Here is a 19,945-nt window from a genome sequence, read left to right as displayed (position 1 = left end):
CATCGTGGCTTACTTCGCTTCGTCGAGACTGTGTTTAAGGGCGCCCATCAGGCTTTTTCTTGCTGCCAACCCGGGGAAAGCCACCAGCAATGAACCGTGCCGCAAACCCTCGGGGATCATGCGAAACCGATCGTCATACCAGTGCTCGTTGAGCAGTGCCGAGTACTGCACGCGCAGGTCCTGGAGTAGGGCCTCTGCCTGGTCACGGGGCAGTTTTGCGGTGATGGCGATGTCGATTTCCATGGTCCACCTCGGATTGCGGGCAAAGCTCACCCAAACCCATTGGGAACGGGGCAGGGCGGGTATTTAAAAGGGAGCGTTACTGAGGGTGTGGCTTGTGTACGGTGCTGCGCTGGTCGAGCATTTTCTGCGGCAGAAAGCGAGCTGGAACCGAGAAGCGTTGATCCGCCAGAACGTCCACCAGGTGTACACGGGTGCCGTCAGCCCCAGTGGCCCAGTCGACGCCGATCCAACGGCGCTTTTTGATCATCTGCAGTTCAGTCCAGGCGTTGTGAACAAGCTTTGGCGCCATGAACACTGGCACTTCCAACGCGAGCGTCAGGTGGCGAATGCAGCGATCCAACAACAGATCGGAATCCACAAGGTGTTCAGCCTCATGGCGTTGCAGGTAGGCGAAAGCAGCGTGTTGCATGCTGCTGCGGTAGTCATGAGTCTGTTGATCGAGGTTCATCACGCACGCTCCATTTCCAGTTGGTCCAGCAGATCGGGCTGATCGTCAGCGGTTCGCATTGCCTGGCGGCGAATGACCACGTCTGCCACCGGCAGGCGTACAGCAGGATTGGGCATGCCGCTGGGGCTCATTTCGTGGGTCATTTGAAACTCTGCTCGCGCCACAAAGCCGCATGCCTCGTTGGTGCATTGCATGTACGCGATGCGCAGAAAAATGTGCTGGCCTTCGCTGGTTCGGATGCGCATGCGGGCGTGGCAGTGGGGGCAGACCAGCTTGTAAGTGCTCATAAACGGCGTCCTTTACAGCGCTTCCGCAGCTTCGTGGGCAATGTTCAGCGGTGTAATTGCGTCACCGATTGCCAGGCGGATATCAGTGCCAGAACAGTCGTGATTGGTGGTGGCGACGATTTCTTTTAATGTGTTCAGTCGCTGTTGAGCGATCACCAGCAGATCCGATAGATGTTTCCTTTCTTCTTCAAGGATGTAGGTCATGGGTAATCACTCAAAAAGAGAAGTCGAGCGCTTGCTGCAACGTTTGCAGGAGCGGCATGAAGCACTGGCGAAAGTTATGCGTGGTCGCGATGCGACGATGTTGACCGACAGGGAAGCGCCTGGACTGGTAGTGAGTGCCGAGGACATCCGCTTTGCTGTGGACGACGTAGCCACTGCGTTGAAAGAGATCAAGGCACGGCTCGGCAAGGGCTGAGGGCAAAAACTCATTGGACGGCTCCTTGGCTATAAAGCTGGATCGTCGCGAACACCTCGGCGTACCGGGCCGACATGTAGGTGATCAGGGCGGCGATGATCGCGTCTGCTTCACGCTTTTCGATGACCCCGTCATCCAGGGCAGCAGACATGATCTGGTCGACCTTGCCCCGTTTGGCCGAGGCTTTGAGCGAGCGGCTGTACAACTCCACGTTGTCCAGCGTTTCCGGGAGGCTCAGTGGTACGAACATGCCGCCGTACATTGAGGCGATGTAGTCGGGCAGGAAAGTGGTACCGGCGACCTTCTCCAGGCGATGGATGTGCTCGTCGGTCAGCGGGCGACTGCCTGCATTTTCATAGGCTTGATTGTCGAATTTCTTAAGTGGCATACCGAGGTCTGCCGAGGCGTACGAACGACCGCCGGGGTAGGCGCCGATGACCGCCATTACGACGTTTTTCCTGCTGTCTAGAACTGGGCGTTTCATCTTCTGGTATCCCCTTGGAGCCAGAGGCCCTAGTTTGTAATCACGCCGTCTTTGATTCCGAGCAGGACGGCTGCGCGGTGAGCTTCGCCACGACGACCTTTCTTGCGGCCGTTTAGCAGGTCACTGACCAAATTTCTGTTCAACTCATATGTACGGCAGAACTCGGCAATGCTGACGCCCTTGCGATCAAGAGCCGCGCGGGCTTGCTCGGGTGTCAGAGGGGCGGGCATAGTGTTCATGTGTGTTCGTTCGTGTTTGTGTGAGGGCATTCTTGAATAGAAAAATATACAAGTCAATAAGGATTGCGCATAAAAATGTACATATCTGATGGGGTGGGCGATCGACTAAAAGAAGAGCGCGACCGTTTGGGCCTTAGTCAGACCGATTTCGGGGCGTTGGGAGGTGTCAGCAGAGGGACACAGAAGGCGTACGAACAGGGCGCTAATTCGCCCGATTTGCGATACCTGGCAGCTCTTGAGAGCGCGGGTGTGGATGTTCAGTACGTGCTGACAGGCGTGAAGGCCTTGCTGTCGAAAGGTGGGATTGACAGTGCTGAGTCTCGAATTCTAGAAAACTACCGATCCCTATCCGAGGGCGATAAAGCATCCGTCCAGAGGCTGACGAGCGCTTTAGCAATCTCTACTACTACTTAAACTTTTGTCTCGTTCTAGGTCTGCGGCGGCCATTCGGTCTTAGTTCCTGTGGACTGCACCGACTTATTTCTCTGCCCAAAGCGTTCGTTGCCTTTTTTGAATGGCGGGGGTGGTGGCACACCAAAACATGCTGAGAATCGCTCGTTCGCCGGGTGTTTTCGACGGCACTACCGATAGTGCCGGGCGCCCGTTACGTGTTGTAAAGGGAGTAGAACATGTTGGTGAACAGCGATGCAGAGACCAATCAAACCGCAAGCGGTGAAGAACAGCGTTTTACACACGCCGAGCTTCACTTGGTGAAGGTGTTCAGGCAGTTGAGCGAGGAACACCGGAACGACGTGCTGCGCTTTATTGATGCACTCTTGAACGCTCAGTAGGAGGGGAGGCCCGGTTCGCCGGGCTTTTTAATGAGGCAGATGCTGCCAGTATGAGGCTAGCGCTATTGCCGAATTAGTGATTGCCAAATAGCCTATGTGCTTTGGCAATACCAAAGATCCGACGGTCTCAAGGAATGATCCATAGAGGGAATGCTTTGAAAACTGACGCACTGATGGGCGCCTTCACCGGCCTGATGCTGTTTGCACTCTCCACAAACGCCCTGGCAGAACCCTGCGACGATGTTCTCGCTGCGCTCCAGCAGGAACGCCACCTTTCCCAGGTCAAGCAAACTGAGGGCAAACAAACCACCGAGTACCGTGACGGTCCAAATATCGCGCTGTCGCTCAGTTGTGCCTTGGGTGCTCCCAACGTTGCTGTCACTTGGGATGGCCCAGCCCCTGATCAAGCGTTTTATGACCTTGTCGGCCGTACTGGCGGCCTGGTATCAAAACGCTCCGCTGCCGACGTGGTGAAGGCGTCCAAGCAATGCCGCCAACAGGCACTGAAAGACGATAGCGAGATTGCGACCGTCGAGCAAAAAGGACTGGCCATCGAATGCCAGGCCTTTGCCCGTGACGGTGGTGGCACGACCATTACCGTGTTCGCCGAGTAACCTTCCTACACCTTGGCCCCGCCGTCCGCAGGGCCTCCCGTTTCAGCCTTGGTCGCCTGAAGCCGCTTCCACTCCCGATCCACAGCCCGCTTGGCCGTGTTCTTGTTGGCGTACAGCCACAGCAGACGCCGAGGCTTAGCCTGGTCCCCGGCCGTCATAGTTTTCTCTTTCCCGGTTTTGTCATCACGGTAGTAGGCGATGATCCCGGTGTAATCCAGTTTGTTCTCCACCGCCAGGTCATCGACGGTGTCTTCCGGCAACTTGCTTTCCAGCTCCAGGCTCATGGTGTAGCCGTTGTCCGGGCTGAGGTTGTGTTGCACGTTGCCGCCGTACCAGATGATTTCGTCGATTTCAGCCTTCACGCCCTGCAGCGTGTAGGTCAGCTCCGGGATCAGATCGGGACGGCCCACCGCCAGGGTGTAGCTGAGGGTCGCGCTGCCACGGCGCAGGCGGTTGAATTCCGCCCGGGCAGCACGAAGGGCAGACTGCTTGTCGCTGTAGGTGTGGCGCAGGTCTTTGAGGTTTTCGCCGCCGCCGGCAACGGCTTCCTGCTTTTTGGCGCTGTTCACGTCGTAGAAGTAGGCACGCACACCGTCGTAGCTGTCGCGGTCAGCCAACAGGTAGCGGTGCTGGTCGCCATCGGCGCGGGTGAGGGTGATGTGGGGCAGGTCCAGGCCGCTGGCGGTCTTGCCCCCACCGGCAGGCATGCACAGCAGGCATCCCGCTTTGACGCTGGCCACCGCGTCGAACTCTTCGCCCAGGCGGCTGATCAGGTTGGCGTCAGATTCGTTCGCCTGATCGAGCTGCAGGATGGGCAGACCGTCGAGCGCACCGGCAATGGTGGCGGTGAGGCCGTTGCCTATTGCGATATCGCCCAAGACGTCGCCGAGGGTGGTATTGCTCCAGCTGCGCTCGCGTTTGGTTTTGAGGGCCTTGCGTAGATCTGCCGAGCGGGCGCGGATGCTCAGCATATCCGGCGCACCACTGTGTTCGATCTCGTCGACGGTGTAGGTACCTTTGTCGACCAGGCCAGTGTCACTCCAACCCAGCCATAACCGCACCACCGCACCCTTAGGGGGAATCGACAGCAATCCATCGTGGTCGCTGAGGGTGATGCTGAGCTGGTCGGCTTCGATGCCGCGGTTGTCGGTCAGTTCAAGGTTCATCAACCGCGGGCTGATGAGTTGGGCGATGTCGTTGCCGTCGACGGTCACGCGAAAAGCCGGTACCGGATACGCCGCATCGCGTTTGTAGCGATCGACCGTGTCTTTCAGAAACCCGGTCACACGGGAAAGGGCGGCGTCGATCATAGCAACCTGCGCAGGATGTTCACGCCGACGGCGGTACCGGCGCCCAGAAGGTCGATACGATCATCGTCGATACGTTTGAGGGACAGGCTGAATTCAATGCGCCGAGGCGTGCCGTCACGGAAAAAATAGGTCTTGTTTTCGCTCAGGCTTTCGATAACCCAGAGGCCGTAAATACGGCCGCTGCCTTCGACCATGGGCCAGGCCTTGCCGGTGTTGGCCATCAATCGAATGGCGTCCAGACTGAGGCCGCTGCCAGCCAGCTCCGGCAGGATCACACCAGGCAGCGTGATGGCGTCGTCGCCGCGCCCGAGGAACTGCCTCGCGGGTACTGCGCCGATTCGATTGTTGCTGGCGTGGCGCCATTCCGTTTGGCGCTGCAATTCCTGATAGGCGGCGGTCGAGAGGCTGAACACGAACATGCCAAGGGCGAGCATCATGTGGGGTTACTCCAGGTCGGACAGTTTGCTGCGCGTACGGGCGTTTTTCTCGCTTTCGATACGGGCCAGCTCGGCACGCACAGCCCGCGCAATCGCCATGGGGTCCATGTCCTGAGTGGGATGGATGTTAATTTCGTATTGATCGTGGCTGTCGGACGTGGGGCTGCTCATGGCGCTGATGGGGGGACGGTCATCAATTGCCAGCGCCGTTCCACTCATTGTTCCAAGCGTCATGGCTCCGGCGGCAGTGAGCTGTTTGCTGAACTTGCTCAGTGCGGTGAGTGGCCCCCCTTCACCGTTTTCGAGCCCCTGTGTCAGTCCCGCCATGGTGAAGCCGCCCAGCTCCGCAAACACCCGCGATGGGCTGTGTATACCGAGCTTTTCCTTGAACCACCCAATGGTCGAGTCTCCGATCGATACGATGGTGTCTTTCACCAGGCCCATGCCGGATATCAAGCCGTTCACCAACCCATTGACGATCATGCTGCCGAACTCGGTGAACCGTGACGGCAGCTCAATACCCAGATAGCTTAGTACCCCGGCGAAGGCTTGGTACACGAGCCCCAACGGGCTGAAGTTCACCAGCGTGGCGATGATGCCGCCGATGCCGCCATCGAATCCGGCCTTGATCTCCGTCCAGGCGTTGCTGAAATATAGCTTCACTGCGTCCCAGTTCCGGTAGATCAAGTAGGCGCCGCCGGCAATTGCGGCGACAACGGCGGCGATGATCAGAACGATCGGATTAGCCGCAAGGCCCCACAGGGCAATGCCTACCATCCGAATTGCTGTCAGCAGCGCGCCGCCCATGGTCACGGCCAGCAAGCGAATGCCCTGCATTAGCATCGGGAACGCGTTTTTGGCGAGGCCAACCAATGTCGGGAACAGCCGCTGGGCGACGGCAACCACCCCGGCGCTCTTGAGGCCGAACAAGCCCATGCCGTAGCTGACCACGGCAAAGGGTCCGATCAAGCTGGCCAGGGTCAAGGCTAGCGCACCGAAGACACCCGCCAGCACGCCGACCACCATCAGGGTTTTCGTCATGGCAGCGGCGGCTGCAGGGTTCTCCTTCATCCATGCGGTGACGCCCTTGATCGCTGCGGTGATGCTTTTCAGCGCCTCGACGTAGGTGGGCAGAATCGCGTTGCTCATTTCCCGGTAGGCATTGGCTTTTTGTGCGAGCAGTTCCAGCTCAGCACCCTGAGCGGTGTTCATGCCTTTGTCGTAGAGCTGGTCGATGCCGTCGGCACCGGCATTGAGCTTGGCATTTTTGTGGATCTGCTCACGCTGCAAGTACATCTGCGCGAACAGGTTGGAGGCGGTTCGGTTGGAGAAAATGCTGCCTATGCTATCCAGCACCTGCTTCTTGTCCGTGATGCCTTTGGCGGCCAGCTGCGGCAGCAGGATTTTCTCCATCCACTCGAACTGGTTCTCACGAAACAGCTCACTGCCCTTGATCGCACCGACGTCGAGGAAAGCAATTTGCCCAGCCTTGTCATGCTTGACCTTGGCCGGGTCGACCAGGCCCAGTTGTTCTAGATTGTTCGCCGCACGTTTGGTGGTCTTGCCCTGGTAAATGTTGGAATAGGCGCTCATCATCGCTGTACCCACACGATGGCCACCCATTTCCTGCACCAGCGGTTCCATCTGGTAGTAGAACGCTTCGTCCTTGATGCCCTTGGCCGCTACACCGCCGGTCTTGATCACGTTCAGCCATTCATTCGGCCCAACACGGCCACCGGTGGCGGTAAGGATGCGCTGCACGATATCGGCTTGATTGATGAACGCTTCTTTACTGGCCAGGCCACCGCGCAGCTCAATCACCTTGAGCATATCCATGAACTTGCGTTCGTTCTCAGAGCCTTCTTCCTCACCGTACATCGCGTGGTTGGCAAACTTCATTTTCGCCAAGGTGGGAGCAACCATTTCCGCTTCATGCTCGTCGGCAAACACCGTCATTGCATCCCGAACCAACGTTAGGTTTTCCGTCACGCTGGTGCCGTAGGTTTTCATGCGCTTGGCAAACTCAATCGCCTTGCCGGTGTCTTCCTTGCCCAGGCCCAGGGCGGCAACACGGTTTTCTTCAAGCGCGAACTGTTTACCCTCTTGTAGAGGCGCGTAAAGGCCATGGCCGATGGCGTATCCCGTGCCCATACCGGCGGCGCCTGCCATAGCAGCGTTGCCGGCGAACTGCTTGCGCCCGCTGTATGTGCTGTCGAGGCGTGCCCGGGTTTTTGCCGCGCGTTCCTGATTGGCGTTCAGGGCTCGCAGACGGCGCCCCTGCTCAGCAATGCTGTTGTTGGTGGCGCTGATCTGCTCACGTAACTGACGTTCGTGGGTGCTAAGATTTTTGGTGCTGATGCCTGCATCGGAAAGCTTGGACCGCAGCCCCTGGAGCTGTATGCCTTGCTGTAGGTGTTCTTGTTTTAGGCGTTGGGCTTCGCGCACAGCTGCGCGAAAGTCCTTGGTCATTGTTCTGGTCGGGGCGCCGGTCGCGGCGAATTGCTGGCTGAGGGCTTTAACTCGCTCGCGGGCGGCGTCCAGGGATTGCTTGGTTTCGTCGGCGGCAGTTTTTTGGGAGCGCCAGGCGCTCACATCTTTCTGCTGGGTGTTGAGTTCTTTCAGGCGGTCACGAGCGGCCTTGAGTGCGCGGGCCGTTTCGGTGCTGCCCCCGGTGATTTTCTTCAACGGGCCGGTTGCTTTGTCGATGGCGTCAAGCAACACCCGCAGTTTTAAATCATTTGCCATCGACGCTGCTCCGAATACGCGCCCGTTCGCGCCAGTCCATCAGTTCCTGCAGGCCCAGCTGATCCATGTCACCCGGCGCCCAGTGAAAAACCACGGCCAGATCGGCCATGGCGTCTTCTACGCAACGAGGGATGCATCCGTCTTCAGTTGCTTCTGCAACAAAAAACCAGACACCTTGTTGCCGAGGATGAACAGGTCGGCAGGGTCCATGCCGGCAAGCTCGACGGCCGTAAGGGTCGGGGTGCTGATGCGCGGCAGCACTTTGAGGAGGCTAGCAACGTCCATGTTCAGCAACTCGGCCAAGCTAACGCCGCGCAGTTCGCCCGAGTTTGGCTTGCGCAGGCTAATGCTGTCGATGGTGGTTGTGCCACGACGGATCGGTGTATCGAGGATAACGGTGTTGTCGTCGACCAATGGTTGAACGTCAGTCTGTGCGGTAGCTGCGGTGTCCATGAGTAAAGCTCCTAGTGATGGGCAAACGGTTATGGCGCGGTGGGGCTATCAAAAGCCGAGGGCGTTACGCTGTTTCTCCAGCATGTCAACACCGTCAACCTTCTCGATGAAGTTGAGCAGGTCGACTTCGATGATCTCTTCGTTGTCGACGGTCAACTTGTAGTAGGTGCAGCTTGTTTTGATGGTGTGCTCAGTGTCCTCGCCTGGCTTTGCTTCGCCCATTTCAATGGACTCATGACGCCCACGGACGACAATTTCTACGGCGCTGACTTCTCCCGTATCGTCCTGCTCAAAGGCACCTGCAAAGCGCAAGGCCACACCGGACGCGTTGGCCATGCCGAACTGTTTCAAGCTGATCAGATCCAGGCCACCTGTCTTCCATTCGAACTGGATACCGTCGTCGGAAAAGCCCAGGTCAGCCTTGACCGGGCCATTCATGCCACCGCCGCGATAGGCTTCCATCTTGCGGCCGAGCACGGGCAGGGTGATGGACTTCACCACCCCCCTGTAGATGTTGGCGTCGTTGAACAACATGAGGTTCTTGAGTTTGCGTGGCATAGCCATGGCGGTTTTCTCCGGGTATTTGGCAACGGGTCAACTCCCCTCGCGGGGAGCCCCGGTTTAGCCGTTGATCTGGCTGGCGAACTGCATCAGGTAGCGGTCGGTGATGCGCTGGCGCAGGGTGAGGTCTTCCAGCGGCGGCACAGGCGTGTAGTCGTAATCGATCGTCAGCTTGCCGGCCTTGAGGGTGTCCTTGTCGTTGATATCTTCCGGGTACCAGGCGTTGCCGCCGATCAGGTAGCCCTGGGCGATCAGCTCGCGAAACTTGGCGTTAATGCCTTCAAGGATGTCCCGCACCAAGGAGGCGTGCATGGGCTTGTCGACAGCCCACATGTGAGCCTCGGCCATGGTGTCGGCGAGGATCTGCGCGGTACGGGTATAGTTTTCGAAGGCGAACAACGGATCGTCGCTGCACGTACGGCTACCCCAAAAGCGGAAGCCACCTTCGTTGATGAGGGTGGTGACTTCGTTGCTGTTGAGGTAGTTGACGTCGGTGGCCGGGTTTTGCAGGTCCCAGAACACGTCGGCGCTGATGCCGGTCACGCCGTTGACGGCAACGTTGGAGAGCGTCTTGTGCCAGCCAGTTTCCTGATCGATCTTCGCGCGCAGGCCCAGGGCACGCGCCGTGGCAGCGGCGGTGATGGTCTTGCTGGTGACGGTGTCCCAGTTGAGGAAGTCTGGCCAGATCACCATGACTTCACGGGCGCCGAAGTTCTCGCGGTAGGCGACCACCTCTTCCTTGGTTTTGCAGTTCCAGGCGCTGACGTAGGCAAAGGCGCGTAGGTCTTGGGCAATCGATACCAGGGCGGTGGCCACCGGCAAACTGTCGAGGCCTGGCACGCCGAGGATACGCGGCGTCATGCCGACGCGGGCCTTGGCCGCGAGCAGGGCTTTCATGCCGGTGTACTGACCGTTGGCGTTAGTGGTGCCGATCAAGGCGCTGGTGGTGGTGGCTTCGTCGGCGCCTTCCTTGACCCGCACCACGATGACGTAGGGCTTGGTCTGGTCGCTGATGGCCTGCAGGCTGGTTGCCAGGGTGCCTTTGACGCCAGCTTTGCCGATGGCGGCTTGAACACTGGTCAGCAGGACGGGGGTGTCCAGCGGGAACATAAGTGGGTCTGCATCTTCAGCCGTGCAAACCAGGCCGATGACTGCGGTGGGGATGGTACGAATGGGGCGGGTGCCGTCGTTGAGTTCGATGACCCGCACGCCGTGGAGATAGTCTGAACCGGCCATGGGTGGTTGCCTGCGCTGTGATGGAATGACAGTGCACAGGCTGCCGCGCGCGCGGCAGTTCGGCGAGTGGTGGGCGTTGTAGGTGGACACGCTACAAGGCGTGCCACCGTTCAACGGTTGTTACTGAGCCTGCTCATCAAGCCAGGTGGGCGCGATAGGGCGATGTGTGCTATCCGGGAATTCCGGCGATTGCGGCCAGTCGCGCAGAGCTTGCATGAATGTCAACAGCCCCTCGAACTGCTCGGCGGTGAGCGTTGTCGGCGCGCCAATTTCAAGCTGGTCGCGGTGCCGCTCACGCAGCCAGGCCGCCGACGTCAGTACTGCATCACGCCAAGCGCGTTCAGCCAGGGCCACGGCAGCGGGATCAATCGGCGGTTCGACCAGCTCAAGCGAACCATCCTCGGACACTTGCGCGAGCAGACCGCGCGATATCCCTGCCACAAGCTCCCTTCGCTGCGCCTCGTTGACCGCAATCGCATCGGTGGGAATCTGCTTTTTACTATTGAGCGCAGTGTCGAAAAAACCGCGCTCTGAAGGGCTGTAAAACGCTGCCATAGGTGTACCTCTTTATCGGCCAAGCGCCAGCCAAGCGATGTCGCCTGCTGACTGGGTGTAGTTGTTCTGAACGCGGACCACTGACCTCGATACGTACCCTGCTCCAGGCGCAAATGCTGCCCCAGTGATCATCGTCGTAAAGGCCATGCAGGCACCCACCCACATGATTTCGGTCGGGAACGTCACGGAAAGAGACACGTCACGACCAGGGCCTTGCGACGTACCGCTGTTGGTCGCCTGTCCAACCCCGACCGCCAATCCCCATTGCAAAATCCAACCGCCCAGCCAGGTTGGCATTGCAATGTAGCCATTGGCGCCAAGCACCCATGAAACACCCGCGCGCAGCTTTTTGGGCGTCACGGCTTTTGTGTCGTCGGTCCCGGCATTGACCTCCGGTTGCGTGGCGAGTTGTACAACGCCCAGCACGCCTTCTTGGGCGGCTTGCCACAACGCGGCCAAGCGTGTGGCAAGCGTCAATGGAGTGACTATCGTCGAAGGTTCAGTGCCGCCGTTGACAGCTGTCTGCGAGGCGATACGAGCGATACCAGCAATGCTTGTTGTCGCCTGCACTACTTTGGCAGCGATTGCCTGCCAGACCCGTAGCGCCGTCATTGGTTTGGTTGTGTCGGAGCCCTGCTCGGCTTCCGTTTGGCTCGCAGCGATGATGCCGTAGCCAGATAATGTAGTCGGCAGGCCTGTCAGTCCGGTAAAAGGTATGGAGCTCAAGCCCGCGCCGTTGCCGTAGATAGTGCCGGTGATCTGTACGGTGCCTTCCGATGTGACCCGGATACCCGGTCCGCTGGACCATGGATCAGTTCCGAGCCCCAGAAATGCAGTCTTGAACACACCGTCAGCTCCGCCCCAAAAGCCAACGCCCCCCTTAATCGATCCAGGAACCCCGGCGAACATTCCCAATCCCCATGAGGGCGAATTTCCCGGGGAAATGTAGAGTCTGCTGTTCTCCGTCAATTGGACATTGCCTTTAAGGGTACCTCCATTAATCGACAGTGCGTCTGTGATCCCGGCCGCAGCAAGTGTTGTCGGGGTGTTGATGAGGCCATTCCAGGGAATGCCGCTCAAGCCTGCACCGTTGCCGGTTATCGGCCCCGAGATGTACACACCATCCGCTTTTACCCTTATACCGTAGCCATATTCCCAAGGCGCGCTGCTTAGCCCCATGTAGACCGTGTGCACAGTATCCCTTTTGCCCCAGGCGCCGAAGCCCGACAGGATAGCTCTCGATTCCCGAGATACCGCATGGAGCCCTCCCGCCCAGCTATCTGAGTCCGTAGCAACGGTTGCGATGCTACGGGCATTGATCAGGCCAATGTTGCCGGTGACGTCACCGCCGGTATTACTCAGTGCGTCAGTAATTCCGTAGCCGCCCAACGTTGTCGGATTTGAACCCGCAACCACTATGCCCCGGCTGTTGATCTGCACCTTGGTGTATGTGCCAACGGCTTTGTTGGGGGGAAATATCGTGGTGATGGTGGAGTCGACATAGGCGCGAGTAGCCAACACGACGCTCGGGTCAATTTTCAACTCGATGTTGGCGGTGTTGCTGACAATCAGGTTCATACGGATGACCTGGGTCCGTCCGGAGCCCTGAGTCAGGAGGGGTTTGAAGCTCGGCGCACAGTTCGCCACAGCGACCAGATCACCCGCAGCATCGTAGAGCCCGATTTCGCGAATCCACCAGCCGCCGACATTTTCAGGAATAACCTGTTCGGCGATGATGATGTTGGCGTTTGCGGGGTCCACTTTCACCTGATTCAGCGGAGCCCGGCGGTTCTCATGGATCAGTTTTGTTTGTTGCTCGCTAGGGATCGGATCGGTTCCGTTAGCATCGCCGACGCCCATCTGCGAGAAGGTCCAAGGAACGCCCAAGGCGCTGGCATTGGCCTGTTTGGCTTTACCAACGGCGGTAAGAATGGCGAAAAACTGGCTGTTTTGGTCTGTCATGGGTAAATGTCCATGGTGTCGATATTGTGTTCACGACCACCCAGGCGGACGTAGCCGCTAACCTCGATGTCGCGTTGCGTTGGCGGGTACACGTCAATTTCATCGCCGTCGGTGACACAGGCGCCGACATAGACGCGGCCGGTGGTTTCTAAACTGATTGCTAAGCCGATCAGGTGACGGCTGACCGGCCGCGCGTCATCGATCAGCCAGGTCAGCTCCAGGTACATTTCTTCGGTGATACCGGTGTCCAACACACCGACCTTCAAGGCAAATGTGCCGGGTACGCCCTCTGGCACGGTCTGCCACCACTCCATCACCTCGATCAGGTAACCCAGTGGCTCGACCACCCGGCGCAGGGCGCCGATGGTGCCCTTGTGGGCGTGGATGTAGCGGGATGAACGAATGGCTGCGCGCTTGGTGGCTTCCGTCCAATTGCTATCCCAGCGGTCGACGGAAAAGGCCCAGGCCAGGTAAGGCAGCAGCGGCACAGGGCAGGTGTTCGGGTTGCACAGTTGTCGCAGTGGGATGGGTACCCGCTGAATTTGCGCGAGTGCCTGCGCAGCCTGGCGCTCAAGCGGCGTGGAGTTTCCGGGCAGCAGGTGCTGGGCGCCCATTACTCGGCTCCCCGGGTCACGGTTACGCCGATGCAGTAGGGCGCCTGGGCTTTTGTGGCGACGATGTCGACCCAGTTTTCCAGTTCAACTTTGCGCACGCCTTCGACATGCAGCGCGGCGTGAACAGCCGACTCCGACACTTCCATTCCCAGGCGCCGACGCTGGCTGACATAGGCCAGTAAGCGCTGCTCCGCTGCCGCCAGAATCGGCTCCGACTCAGGACCACCGGTTAACAGGTACAGCTTGGCTTTGACCTGGTAGCGAATGATCTGCGCGCCCTGGACGGTCAGGCGGTCTGCCACTGGGCGGCGGTCATCGTCGCTCAGGTACGTCTTGACGATGGCGAGCAGATCGGCGGGTGCTGTGCCATCACCCAGTAATGATTGCACGGTGACCACCGCCACGGCAGGGGATGGACTTTCGGCTGTAGCGTCGGCAACCCGGCCGTCCGCGCCTCGGGCATGGAAGATATAGCTGTTGCGTGGCCCGGCGGTGCTCAGCCCTTCCCAGGACATTTGTGCCCGCTCGCGTAAGCTGTCGTCGCTCTCCATCAACCGCGCTACGGGCGGGTTTGCCAGCGGCTTGGCTTCCTGGACTACCAGGCGCGTGACGTTGAAGTTGCCCGCCAGTTGGTCCAGATCGGAGTCTTTCGCCAGGGCCAGCAGGTTGGCAATCGACGCCTCGTTGACCCTCTGGCGCCAGATGGTTTCGCGATAGGCGTTTTCTTGCAGCAGCTTGGTCAATGGCTCCGATTCCATTTCGAGGCGAGCAGCAATTTCGCTTTGTTCCTCGATCGGCCACAGGCTGATCATGTAGGCCTTGCGCTCGGCCAGGATCAACTCGTAATCGATCTGCTCGACGATCTGCGGCGCCGGGAGCTGGCTGAGGTCAATCGCGGCAAAGGAGTTCATACACTGCCTCCCAGTTGCAGCGGGATGCTCAGGCTGAACGACTCGTTGCTGTCGACGACACTGCCTTCCACGTCCAGCACGGACTGGCCTTGCAGATTGGCGCCGACGAACTGAATGCGGCTGAGGCTGATCCGCGGTTCCCAGCGCATCAGCGCCATGACTGCGCCCGAGTACACCCGCAAGCGGGTGACGTCGTTGAATGGGTGGTCCACCAGCTCGGGCAGCAAGCTGCCGTACTCTCGGCGCATCACCCGGGTACCGATGCGGGTGGTGAGGATGTCGGTCATGGACTGGGTGATGTGGTCCAGAGTGCCGATGGCGCCGCCGGTTTGTCGGTTCATTCTGGTTTCCCCGTTTTCGCACTGCCCACCAGCACCCCACCGTGCAGGTGCTTGACCAGGCTGATATTGGCGGCGACCACGTCTTCGGAGACGGTCACCAGGCCGACCACGTTCTGGTTGCCGGTTTGGTTGTAGTCGCCCTGGTGATTGATCGGGCCGATGATGTTGATGCCGCCCTTGCTGACCAGGCTAGTGGTGCCGCTGTCGGGCAGGATGGCACTCAGGTGATGTTGGACGCTGTCGTACTCGATCACCGCACCGTCGGCGTAGGTGCGACGGTGCAGCCCGGCGCGGTTGCCGTTGGCTGGGATGTGGTCGCTGAATAGGCCGGTCAGGACGACGCCGTTGGCGAGCTGGCCGGAGGGGCTGAACAGGATTACCTGTTCGGCGACGGTGGGCGGGTCCCATTCCTGATCAGCACCGGCGCGCAGGGCTAGCCATGGCAGCCAGGCGGTGGTGAGGGTTCCGGTTTTTACCTTCACGCGCGGGGGCTCCATCTGCACAGCGGCGATGACGCCGAAGCGGATGAGGTTTTCCAGCATGCGTGAGAGGGCGGCGAAGTCGTTCATGGCGCCGATGGTGATTGCTCGCGCGCGCTAGTGCAGCGCTCAGTCTTTGTAAGACTGCACGTTACAAGGTGATCCTTGAATTGCTACAGTGCGGGAAATAAGTAGGAGCAGTGTTATGGCAAAGACGGAAAAGCCTCAACGGTTGTATCGAATTTTGGACTTCACAAGGGTTGTTCAGATTTTTGAAAAGAAGGAACTGTTTTTCGCCAGTCCAAACTCTTGGGATGATCCATATGAGAAACGTATAAAGCATTCAAAGGTTAATGCGGTTTTCGCTCAGTGCTGGAGCAGTGCTCCAATATCCGATGCTATGTGGCGTATCTATTCTCATAACGGTATGGGAGTCAGAGTCTCCACCACCGACTCAAAGTTGAAAGCTGCTTTGAAGGCGTCCGCTAAGTTAAAAAACTATCAGTTTAGAGTCGCGGAGGTTAGCTATTATCCTCAGGGGGAGTTGGACTGGAAGGCAAAAAAAATAGCTCAAGATTTAAATGAGGCCTTTCAGATTTCACGAGCCATAGATGCGCTTTATATGAAACGTCAGGCATTCGATCACGAAAAGGAATGGCGTGGAACGCTGTATGCTAAGTCTGTGGATCTTCTGCAGGAGCATAAAGGGTTCACCGTGCCAATTGACCCGCACAACTTTATCGATAGAATTCTTCTTGATCCAAGAGCCCCGGATGAATTGGTTCGCGCATTCAAATTCTTTTTTCAAGAACATCTTGGATTCGAAGGTAACGTTCAACGCTCAGCTCTATATAAATCACCTGACCAAATCGAGATTGAAGAGATACTTGCTGATCAGCTTTGAACCAGATGTTTTAAAAGCTGGTCTCGAACAATATCTAAGTCCGTATCAGTAAACCCCAGCACTTCCCGCTGTTCGTAACGTATATCGGGGGCGCCGCGTTCCGCCCGGTCCTTCAAGCCGTACTGGTGAACCCTAGCAATCCGGGCTATACGCCCGGTGAAGCCAACGGTAATGGCGTTACTGTCGCCACGGACTTTCAAAAAAGACGCGGTCCGCAGCTTCTTGAACATCGCCAGCTTTCGCTGAATACGGCCTTGCTTCCCACGCAGGTCCCGCTGTTTGCGCGGCGCAAACTTGCTCCCGTCGGGGTTTTCCTGAGCCATGACCCGTTTCTGCTGACTGCGGCGCAGTTCCTGCCCAATGCTCCGGGCGAGCTTGCTGCGCTCACCTGGCTCCAGCCGATCCAACAGCACCGCCGCCCAGGTCTCCAGCGCTTCCAGATTACTCGCCATCAGGCACTCTCCACTCACTGGTGTTGCCCTGGGCCCCAGGCTTCCAGTTCGGATCGAGGTAGCCCGCCACGTACTGCGGTTCGTTCGGGTGCTTCACGGTGGTGTTGCCCTGATCATCTTTGCCGACGACCACACGCTCTGTCAGCGGCAGGGTGATACTCAGGTCCACTTTGGTCTTGTCGAGGATGTCGGCTTCGAACTGGATACCGTCTTTGACCTTATCCAAGTTTTCCAGCAGCTCGGACTGGTTGACGCTCAACCAACCCAGGATGGGCAGGATCACGCTATCGGGGTGACCGGCGAACTCGGTGAGGATGATCTGCAGGTCAAAGCTGTATTCAAACGACAGGGTGTGTGCGGCGGTGCAACGGACCTTGCCGTTGTCGATGAATATCAACAGACGGTCGGGGTCGTGCTTAAAATCGGCGACGGTGGCCAGAAGGTGAGCACGCAGGCTCTCGGGCTTGTTCATGGGTTGGTCTGCTGGTGTTTGTAGACTATGTCGACCTGGGCCGCGCAGTCCGCCCAGGCGGCTTCGGCGCGGTCCTCGTCTGTCAGTAGGTCACCGTTTTTGAGGGGGCTGGTCGCTGGCAGGTGGCACGGCACCACGGCCGGACAGCCAGTCACGATAAGCGCTGGCGCCGGTGAGGGCGGGGCGCTCGCGCAGCCGGCGAGCAGCGTCAGGCAAAGGCTGGCCAGCCCAGTTGCGTAGTTCGTCGTTTTCACGTTTCAGCTCCTCTATGGTTCGCTCGCGTTTCGCCAGACTTTGGCGCAATTGATCCTGCTGGGCACGCAGGTTGCTCTGCGCGTCGCGTTCCTGTTTCAGGGTGTCGGTGAGGGTGTTGGCGGTTTTCAGGTTGCGGTCGGCATCGTCGCGGGCGGTCTTTGCGGCATCTTGTGCCTGCTCGGTTTTGCCTTCAGCGACGTCGATGCGGGTTTCTTGGACCCAGATCAGCAGCGCGAGGGCGCCGAGCAGGGCGAGGCCATACAGGGCCTGGCGCAAGGTGCTCACGCGCGGTACCAGCCGAGCTTGTTCATGTCGGCAGTATCAAGCTGCTTGATCGGGCCGCGCACGATTACGGTCCGTGCGCCGCTCATGATCTGGATGGCTTCGGCCAACAACTCCATGTCGCTTTGTTCGGTCGACTCTGGCACTACCAGCAGATCGCCGTCCTGCACCCGCAGCTTTTTCAGCGCTTCGAAGTCAATCATGCCGCCACCCCTTGCCCGCACTCGCAGCCGGCGTGCCGCTCATAGGCGCGCTGAAGCTTGGTGTCGTAGAGATTCCGCAGGTAGTCCGGGCCGTTGTAGAGCTTGGCGAACTCGGCCCATTTGCGGGCCTTCAGCGCCTTGTGTAGCACCGGGTCGGTTTCAATGAAGCGGGTGAAGGCGTCGAACTGCTGCGATTCGCCGGCACTCATCGCCGCCACAAAGTCCTGCACGCTGGCGTAGCCGAGGCGCTTCCAGTGGAACCCCATGATCTGGAAGGCGCCCCAGGAAGCCGACTCCAGGGCGGCGGTGTCGTCGATCAGGCGGGCCAGGGCCAGGCGCTGGTGCTCAGAGGTGCCGCCGATGTATCCGCCGGCCTTCGGGTTGACCAGCGCCGGGTTGGAGGTGGCGAGCTGGTCTGCGTGACGCTTGAGTTCGGCCGGGTCATCGCCTGGGTGGCGAACCATAGCGAGCTGTCGGTACATGATGTGCCGTTCGAACAGGATCACCGGCTTGCTGTTGTCGAGAAAGCCCTTGCCCTTGGACTCCACCTCATTGACCGCATAGATGCTCGCCAACGGCACGTCGAGGCGTTCGGCAGCGGTCACCAGGTCGTTGTTGCGCAGCAGCTGGGCGCAGTCGCCACCCGCTAGGCTGGTTTGGGTCTTGGTACCCGCGATGCCGTCGGCGACCAGTCCGACTTTGACCTGGTAGGCGCGGACGGCAGCTTCGGTGGCGTCGCCGTAGTGTCCATCCGGCACCAGGTTGGCGCCCTGCTTGTTGAGGTTCTTTTGCAGCATCAGCACCGCTTGCGAGCGGTCGCCATGGCGAAGGGTGGTGGTCATGCGCTGGGCCTCAACAGGGCGGCGACGTTGCCGCGCGAACGGAAAATCAGGATGCAGAGCAGCACGATGGCAGCGGCCTGCCCGAGGCTGGTGGGCTGGCGCTCCAGCAGAATCTCCAGACCGCAGATGCACAACGTGGCGCCAAACAGACTTGCCAGAAGCGAGATGCTGCGCCGGTACCGCGCATCGCCTCGGGTGTAGCAGGCCAGGCGCAGGGCACTCAGCAGGTAAGCGATCGCCGCGATCAACTGCACGGCCAATTCGATGTTCGGCATGTCAGGTGCCCCCTCTGATGCGACGCCATATGTCCCAGATGTCCGCTTTTTCCACCCACACCATCAGCTTGATGCTGATCGGGATGACCACCAGGGCACAGAGAAAAGCGCTGCCACCGCTGGTGATAAACGGAATTGCCTGTAAAGCCATAGGCGCGAACAGATAACCCACGCCGGCCGACAGAAACAGTGAGCCCAGCCGCTGCCAGACTTTGAGGTCGTGCTTGGTACTGGTAACCAGCCAGGCGCCGAGGATGGCGCCGAACAGCGCCCCGTCGTCGATAACGGGCGTTACGGTGGACAGGCCCAAACCAATGAGCAGGCCAGTCACAACGCTGGAAGTCGGATCAGCCATGGTGTGGTTTTCCTTGGATGCATGGGGTCAGTTCCATAGCTGCACCATCTGCCGCTGGGGCGCGGTGGTTTGGGCTTCGGGCATGTTGACGACAAGGCCTTGCGGCAGGATTGGGCCGTGGTCGGCCAGGCCGGGGTTGGCTTCCAGCACGGCCTCGGTGACGCCGGCAGTGCGACCGTAGAATCGCCAGCAGAGGGCGTCGACGGTGTCGTTTTGATTGGTACGGACGGCGACGGGCATCAGATCAGCTCCACGGTGGTGCGGCTGATCCCAAGGAAGTCACGGACGGCCCAGCGCAGGTCGCGGCGATAGTCTTCGATGGTTGGGGCGGTTTCTTCGGCTTTGTCACTGCCGGTATTGGTCGCGCTGTAGTCGCGGTACCGCTCGCAGACTTCGGCGCCGGTACCGGCCTCGATCGCACGGCGGTACAGGTGGACCTGGACCGATACTTCGTTGATCTTGTCGTCGGGCACATCGGCCAAAGTCGCGTGGCCGGCAGCCTGTTGTGTGGCCTTCCAGGACTTCAGTTCACGGTTGAGGTTGATGGCTGCGGCGATTACGGCAGTTTCCAGGCGGGCAGGAGTGACGCTGTTGTCGATGCGCAGAGTGGCGCGAAGCTGCTCAAGATCGATTGAGGGCCAGAACGGGTCAGTGTTGATATGGCCGCCTGTGACTGGGCCTCTGGCTACAAATGCGCTCATGGAACAGCACTCAAAAATGGGTCGCCGGTGGTCGGGGCTTCACGTTCAGGAGGAGCGGCCTGGCCGATCCGCCCCG

Annotated in this window: 33 protein-coding genes and 1 pseudogene; 5 read left to right on the top strand and 29 right to left on the bottom strand. The window is 59.3% G+C overall.

All coding sequences use genetic code 11. The features are described from left to right. Nucleotides 1-9: 9 nt before the first annotated feature. The 4 genes from HX805_RS09130 to HX805_RS09115 all read right to left on the bottom strand — a co-directional run bounded on the left by HX805_RS09130 (nt 10) and on the right by HX805_RS09115 (nt 1,182). Nucleotides 10-243 (bottom strand): hypothetical protein, encoded by a 234-nt coding sequence (locus HX805_RS09130; protein ID WP_177026863.1) that lies wholly within the window; start codon nt 241-243, stop codon nt 10-12. A 76-nt stretch (nt 244-319) separates the two neighbouring features. Continuing rightward, on the bottom strand, nt 320-691 hold the full coding sequence (locus tag HX805_RS09125) for a hypothetical protein (protein WP_177116798.1): 372 nt from the start codon (nt 689-691) through the stop codon (nt 320-322). Next, on the bottom strand, nt 691-978 hold the full coding sequence (locus tag HX805_RS09120) for an ogr/Delta-like zinc finger family protein (RefSeq protein ID WP_177116797.1): 288 nt from the start codon (nt 976-978) through the stop codon (nt 691-693). The genes HX805_RS09125 and HX805_RS09120 overlap by 1 nt, the downstream gene beginning before the upstream one ends. Before the next feature lie 12 nt (nt 979-990). Further along, complete coding sequence (locus tag HX805_RS09115; RefSeq protein WP_169921912.1) at nt 991-1,182, bottom strand: hypothetical protein; 192 nt, start codon at nt 1,180-1,182, stop codon at nt 991-993. Here HX805_RS09115 and HX805_RS09110 point away from each other — a divergent pair. Then, a complete protein-coding gene (locus HX805_RS09110; protein WP_169838486.1) occupies nt 1,181-1,396 on the top strand; it encodes a hypothetical protein in 216 nt (71 codons plus the stop codon). The two genes, HX805_RS09115 and HX805_RS09110, sit on opposite strands and share 2 nt — an antisense overlap. A gap of 10 nt (nt 1,397-1,406) precedes the next feature. Here the strand turns inward: HX805_RS09110 and HX805_RS09105 are convergent, their stop codons facing one another. Next, nucleotides 1,407-1,880: a YmfL family putative regulatory protein gene (locus tag HX805_RS09105; RefSeq protein WP_177116796.1), complete on the bottom strand. Its 474-nt coding sequence runs from the start codon at nt 1,878-1,880 to the stop codon at nt 1,407-1,409. A 29-nt stretch (nt 1,881-1,909) separates the two neighbouring features. After that, the gene (locus HX805_RS09100; RefSeq protein WP_057709827.1) at nt 1,910-2,110 is read right to left on the bottom strand and encodes a DNA-binding protein; all 201 of its coding nucleotides are present in this window, start codon (nt 2,108-2,110) and stop codon (nt 1,910-1,912) included. 84 nt (nt 2,111-2,194) lie between these two features. Here HX805_RS09100 and HX805_RS09095 point away from each other — a divergent pair, with 84 nt between their 5' ends. The 3 genes from HX805_RS09095 to HX805_RS09085 all read left to right on the top strand — a co-directional run bounded on the left by HX805_RS09095 (nt 2,195) and on the right by HX805_RS09085 (nt 3,524). Beyond that, complete coding sequence (locus HX805_RS09095; RefSeq protein WP_177116795.1) at nt 2,195-2,533, top strand: helix-turn-helix domain-containing protein; 339 nt, start codon at nt 2,195-2,197, stop codon at nt 2,531-2,533. Nucleotides 2,534-2,748: 215 nt separating this feature from the next. Beyond that, nucleotides 2,749-2,910, top strand: coding sequence for a hypothetical protein (locus HX805_RS09090; protein ID WP_157255539.1), 162 nt, complete (start codon nt 2,749-2,751; stop codon nt 2,908-2,910). A gap of 155 nt (nt 2,911-3,065) precedes the next feature. Next, nucleotides 3,066-3,524 (top strand): hypothetical protein, encoded by a 459-nt coding sequence (locus HX805_RS09085; protein ID WP_177116794.1) that lies wholly within the window; start codon nt 3,066-3,068, stop codon nt 3,522-3,524. 5 nt (nt 3,525-3,529) lie between these two features. Here HX805_RS09085 and HX805_RS09080 read toward each other — a convergent pair whose 3' ends face one another. The 13 genes from HX805_RS09080 to HX805_RS09020 form a co-directional block, all read right to left on the bottom strand. Then, nucleotides 3,530-4,834 (bottom strand): phage late control D family protein, encoded by a 1,305-nt coding sequence (locus tag HX805_RS09080; RefSeq protein ID WP_177116793.1) that lies wholly within the window; start codon nt 4,832-4,834, stop codon nt 3,530-3,532. Further along, on the bottom strand, nt 4,831-5,271 hold the full coding sequence (locus HX805_RS09075) for a phage tail protein (RefSeq protein ID WP_177116792.1): 441 nt from the start codon (nt 5,269-5,271) through the stop codon (nt 4,831-4,833). The genes HX805_RS09080 and HX805_RS09075 overlap by 4 nt, the downstream gene beginning before the upstream one ends. A gap of 6 nt (nt 5,272-5,277) precedes the next feature. Then, the gene (locus HX805_RS32310; protein ID WP_371317073.1) at nt 5,278-7,992 is read right to left on the bottom strand and encodes a phage tail tape measure protein; all 2,715 of its coding nucleotides are present in this window, start codon (nt 7,990-7,992) and stop codon (nt 5,278-5,280) included. Nucleotides 7,993-8,005: 13 nt separating this feature from the next. Next, on the bottom strand, nt 8,006-8,125 hold the full coding sequence (locus HX805_RS09065; protein ID WP_102604828.1) for a GpE family phage tail protein: 120 nt from the start codon (nt 8,123-8,125) through the stop codon (nt 8,006-8,008). Between the two features lie 8 nt (nt 8,126-8,133). Then, nucleotides 8,134-8,469 (bottom strand): phage tail assembly protein, encoded by a 336-nt coding sequence (locus HX805_RS09060; RefSeq protein ID WP_177116790.1) that lies wholly within the window; start codon nt 8,467-8,469, stop codon nt 8,134-8,136. 48 nt (nt 8,470-8,517) lie between these two features. Then, nucleotides 8,518-9,033: a phage major tail tube protein gene (locus tag HX805_RS09055; RefSeq protein ID WP_102604829.1), complete on the bottom strand. Its 516-nt coding sequence runs from the start codon at nt 9,031-9,033 to the stop codon at nt 8,518-8,520. 57 nt (nt 9,034-9,090) lie between these two features. Then, on the bottom strand, nt 9,091-10,266 hold the full coding sequence (locus HX805_RS09050; RefSeq protein WP_177116789.1) for a phage tail sheath protein: 1,176 nt from the start codon (nt 10,264-10,266) through the stop codon (nt 9,091-9,093). A 120-nt stretch (nt 10,267-10,386) separates the two neighbouring features. Continuing rightward, on the bottom strand, nt 10,387-10,821 hold the full coding sequence (locus tag HX805_RS09045) for a phage tail assembly chaperone (protein ID WP_177116788.1): 435 nt from the start codon (nt 10,819-10,821) through the stop codon (nt 10,387-10,389). A gap of 12 nt (nt 10,822-10,833) precedes the next feature. After that, entirely contained in the window at nt 10,834-12,783 is a 1,950-nt protein-coding gene (locus HX805_RS32305; RefSeq protein ID WP_256348093.1) for a phage tail protein, read from the bottom strand. Beyond that, nucleotides 12,780-13,397: a phage tail protein I gene (locus HX805_RS09035; RefSeq protein ID WP_177116787.1), complete on the bottom strand. Its 618-nt coding sequence runs from the start codon at nt 13,395-13,397 to the stop codon at nt 12,780-12,782. The genes HX805_RS32305 and HX805_RS09035 overlap by 4 nt, the downstream gene beginning before the upstream one ends. After that, entirely contained in the window at nt 13,397-14,308 is a 912-nt protein-coding gene (locus HX805_RS09030; protein WP_177116786.1) for a baseplate J/gp47 family protein, read from the bottom strand. Before HX805_RS09030 ends, HX805_RS09035 begins: the two co-directional genes overlap by 1 nt. Beyond that, nucleotides 14,305-14,649 carry a GPW/gp25 family protein gene (locus tag HX805_RS09025; protein ID WP_123478822.1) on the bottom strand — a complete coding sequence of 115 codons (345 nt, stop codon included), beginning with the start codon at nt 14,647-14,649 and terminating at the stop codon, nt 14,305-14,307. Before HX805_RS09025 ends, HX805_RS09030 begins: the two co-directional genes overlap by 4 nt. Further along, nucleotides 14,646-15,218 (bottom strand): phage baseplate assembly protein V, encoded by a 573-nt coding sequence (locus HX805_RS09020; protein WP_177116785.1) that lies wholly within the window; start codon nt 15,216-15,218, stop codon nt 14,646-14,648. The genes HX805_RS09025 and HX805_RS09020 overlap by 4 nt, the downstream gene beginning before the upstream one ends. A gap of 115 nt (nt 15,219-15,333) precedes the next feature. Between HX805_RS09020 and HX805_RS09015 the strand changes: the two genes are divergently transcribed. Further along, nucleotides 15,334-16,032, top strand: coding sequence for a DUF2971 domain-containing protein (locus tag HX805_RS09015; RefSeq protein WP_177116784.1), 699 nt, complete (start codon nt 15,334-15,336; stop codon nt 16,030-16,032). On the opposite strand, the gene HX805_RS09010 is transcribed toward HX805_RS09015, so the two are convergent. The 10 genes and pseudogenes from HX805_RS09010 to HX805_RS08970 all read right to left on the bottom strand — a co-directional run bounded on the left by HX805_RS09010 (nt 16,023) and on the right by HX805_RS08970 (nt 19,869). Then, a complete protein-coding gene (locus tag HX805_RS09010) occupies nt 16,023-16,484 on the bottom strand; it encodes a phage virion morphogenesis protein (RefSeq protein ID WP_177116783.1) in 462 nt (153 codons plus the stop codon). The genes HX805_RS09015 and HX805_RS09010 overlap by 10 nt on opposite strands. Continuing rightward, a complete protein-coding gene (locus HX805_RS09005; protein WP_177116782.1) occupies nt 16,474-16,956 on the bottom strand; it encodes a phage tail protein in 483 nt (160 codons plus the stop codon). Before HX805_RS09005 ends, HX805_RS09010 begins: the two co-directional genes overlap by 11 nt. Then, nucleotides 16,953-17,210, bottom strand: coding sequence for an Rz1-like lysis system protein LysC (lysC, locus tag HX805_RS32220; protein ID WP_371317072.1), 258 nt, complete (start codon nt 17,208-17,210; stop codon nt 16,953-16,955). The genes HX805_RS09005 and lysC overlap by 4 nt, the downstream gene beginning before the upstream one ends. Continuing rightward, nucleotides 17,134-17,496: pseudogene (gene lysB / locus HX805_RS09000) on the bottom strand (Rz-like lysis system protein LysB); the annotation flags it as partial. The gene lysC and the pseudogene lysB, both read right to left, overlap by 77 nt. Further along, the gene (locus HX805_RS08995; RefSeq protein ID WP_177116780.1) at nt 17,493-17,696 is read right to left on the bottom strand and encodes a hypothetical protein; all 204 of its coding nucleotides are present in this window, start codon (nt 17,694-17,696) and stop codon (nt 17,493-17,495) included. The gene HX805_RS08995 and the pseudogene lysB, both read right to left, overlap by 4 nt. Then, complete coding sequence (locus HX805_RS08990) at nt 17,693-18,538, bottom strand: N-acetylmuramidase family protein (RefSeq protein WP_177116779.1); 846 nt, start codon at nt 18,536-18,538, stop codon at nt 17,693-17,695. Before HX805_RS08990 ends, HX805_RS08995 begins: the two co-directional genes overlap by 4 nt. Continuing rightward, a complete protein-coding gene (locus tag HX805_RS08985; RefSeq protein ID WP_046035110.1) occupies nt 18,535-18,813 on the bottom strand; it encodes a phage holin family protein in 279 nt (92 codons plus the stop codon). The genes HX805_RS08990 and HX805_RS08985 overlap by 4 nt, the downstream gene beginning before the upstream one ends. 1 nt (nt 18,814) lies before the next feature. Beyond that, complete coding sequence (locus tag HX805_RS08980) at nt 18,815-19,168, bottom strand: putative holin (protein WP_177116778.1); 354 nt, start codon at nt 19,166-19,168, stop codon at nt 18,815-18,817. A gap of 27 nt (nt 19,169-19,195) precedes the next feature. Then, nucleotides 19,196-19,408, bottom strand: coding sequence for a tail protein X (locus HX805_RS08975; RefSeq protein ID WP_065945722.1), 213 nt, complete (start codon nt 19,406-19,408; stop codon nt 19,196-19,198). Then, entirely contained in the window at nt 19,408-19,869 is a 462-nt protein-coding gene (locus HX805_RS08970; protein ID WP_177116777.1) for a head completion/stabilization protein, read from the bottom strand. Before HX805_RS08970 ends, HX805_RS08975 begins: the two co-directional genes overlap by 1 nt. Nucleotides 19,870-19,945 lie beyond the last annotated feature (76 nt).

The sequence above is a fragment of the Pseudomonas sp. G5001 genome (genome assembly GCF_013385475.1).
Taxonomy (GTDB): Bacteria; Pseudomonadota; Gammaproteobacteria; order Pseudomonadales; family Pseudomonadaceae; genus Aquipseudomonas.
This window is presented reverse-complemented; position numbering and strand designations above follow the sequence as displayed.

What these genes read in the sequence shown, in the direction of transcription:
- HX805_RS09130 (WP_177026863.1), bottom strand. Translation starts at nt 243, where the DNA reads ATGGAAATCGACATCGCCATCACCGCAAAACTGCCCCGTGACCAGGCA.
- HX805_RS09125 (WP_177116798.1), bottom strand. Translation starts at nt 691, where the DNA reads ATGAACCTCGATCAACAGACTCATGACTACCGCAGCAGCATGCAACAC.
- HX805_RS09120 (WP_177116797.1), bottom strand. Translation starts at nt 978, where the DNA reads ATGAGCACTTACAAGCTGGTCTGCCCCCACTGCCACGCCCGCATGCGC.
- HX805_RS09110 (WP_169838486.1), top strand. Translation starts at nt 1,181, where the DNA reads ATGGGTAATCACTCAAAAAGAGAAGTCGAGCGCTTGCTGCAACGTTTG.
- HX805_RS09115 (WP_169921912.1), bottom strand. Translation starts at nt 1,182, where the DNA reads ATGACCTACATCCTTGAAGAAGAAAGGAAACATCTATCGGATCTGCTG.
- HX805_RS09105 (WP_177116796.1), bottom strand. Translation starts at nt 1,880, where the DNA reads ATGAAACGCCCAGTTCTAGACAGCAGGAAAAACGTCGTAATGGCGGTC.
- HX805_RS09100 (WP_057709827.1), bottom strand. Translation starts at nt 2,110, where the DNA reads ATGCCCGCCCCTCTGACACCCGAGCAAGCCCGCGCGGCTCTTGATCGC.
- HX805_RS09095 (WP_177116795.1), top strand. Translation starts at nt 2,195, where the DNA reads ATGTACATATCTGATGGGGTGGGCGATCGACTAAAAGAAGAGCGCGAC.
- HX805_RS09090 (WP_157255539.1), top strand. Translation starts at nt 2,749, where the DNA reads ATGTTGGTGAACAGCGATGCAGAGACCAATCAAACCGCAAGCGGTGAA.
- HX805_RS09080 (WP_177116793.1), bottom strand. Translation starts at nt 4,834, where the DNA reads ATGATCGACGCCGCCCTTTCCCGTGTGACCGGGTTTCTGAAAGACACG.
- HX805_RS09075 (WP_177116792.1), bottom strand. Translation starts at nt 5,271, where the DNA reads ATGATGCTCGCCCTTGGCATGTTCGTGTTCAGCCTCTCGACCGCCGCC.
- HX805_RS09065 (WP_102604828.1), bottom strand. Translation starts at nt 8,125, where the DNA reads ATGGCCGATCTGGCCGTGGTTTTTCACTGGGCGCCGGGTGACATGGAT.
- HX805_RS09060 (WP_177116790.1), bottom strand. Translation starts at nt 8,469, where the DNA reads ATGGACACCGCAGCTACCGCACAGACTGACGTTCAACCATTGGTCGAC.
- HX805_RS09055 (WP_102604829.1), bottom strand. Translation starts at nt 9,033, where the DNA reads ATGGCTATGCCACGCAAACTCAAGAACCTCATGTTGTTCAACGACGCC.
- HX805_RS09050 (WP_177116789.1), bottom strand. Translation starts at nt 10,266, where the DNA reads ATGGCCGGTTCAGACTATCTCCACGGCGTGCGGGTCATCGAACTCAAC.
- HX805_RS09045 (WP_177116788.1), bottom strand. Translation starts at nt 10,821, where the DNA reads ATGGCAGCGTTTTACAGCCCTTCAGAGCGCGGTTTTTTCGACACTGCG.
- HX805_RS32305 (WP_256348093.1), bottom strand. Translation starts at nt 12,783, where the DNA reads ATGACAGACCAAAACAGCCAGTTTTTCGCCATTCTTACCGCCGTTGGT.
- HX805_RS09035 (WP_177116787.1), bottom strand. Translation starts at nt 13,397, where the DNA reads ATGGGCGCCCAGCACCTGCTGCCCGGAAACTCCACGCCGCTTGAGCGC.
- HX805_RS09030 (WP_177116786.1), bottom strand. Translation starts at nt 14,308, where the DNA reads ATGAACTCCTTTGCCGCGATTGACCTCAGCCAGCTCCCGGCGCCGCAG.
- HX805_RS09025 (WP_123478822.1), bottom strand. Translation starts at nt 14,649, where the DNA reads ATGAACCGACAAACCGGCGGCGCCATCGGCACTCTGGACCACATCACC.
- HX805_RS09020 (WP_177116785.1), bottom strand. Translation starts at nt 15,218, where the DNA reads ATGAACGACTTCGCCGCCCTCTCACGCATGCTGGAAAACCTCATCCGC.
- HX805_RS09015 (WP_177116784.1), top strand. Translation starts at nt 15,334, where the DNA reads ATGGCAAAGACGGAAAAGCCTCAACGGTTGTATCGAATTTTGGACTTC.
- HX805_RS09010 (WP_177116783.1), bottom strand. Translation starts at nt 16,484, where the DNA reads ATGGCGAGTAATCTGGAAGCGCTGGAGACCTGGGCGGCGGTGCTGTTG.
- HX805_RS09005 (WP_177116782.1), bottom strand. Translation starts at nt 16,956, where the DNA reads ATGAACAAGCCCGAGAGCCTGCGTGCTCACCTTCTGGCCACCGTCGCC.
- HX805_RS08995 (WP_177116780.1), bottom strand. Translation starts at nt 17,696, where the DNA reads ATGATTGACTTCGAAGCGCTGAAAAAGCTGCGGGTGCAGGACGGCGAT.
- HX805_RS08990 (WP_177116779.1), bottom strand. Translation starts at nt 18,538, where the DNA reads ATGACCACCACCCTTCGCCATGGCGACCGCTCGCAAGCGGTGCTGATG.
- HX805_RS08985 (WP_046035110.1), bottom strand. Translation starts at nt 18,813, where the DNA reads ATGCCGAACATCGAATTGGCCGTGCAGTTGATCGCGGCGATCGCTTAC.
- HX805_RS08980 (WP_177116778.1), bottom strand. Translation starts at nt 19,168, where the DNA reads ATGGCTGATCCGACTTCCAGCGTTGTGACTGGCCTGCTCATTGGTTTG.
- HX805_RS08975 (WP_065945722.1), bottom strand. Translation starts at nt 19,408, where the DNA reads ATGCCCGTCGCCGTCCGTACCAATCAAAACGACACCGTCGACGCCCTC.
- HX805_RS08970 (WP_177116777.1), bottom strand. Translation starts at nt 19,869, where the DNA reads ATGAGCGCATTTGTAGCCAGAGGCCCAGTCACAGGCGGCCATATCAAC.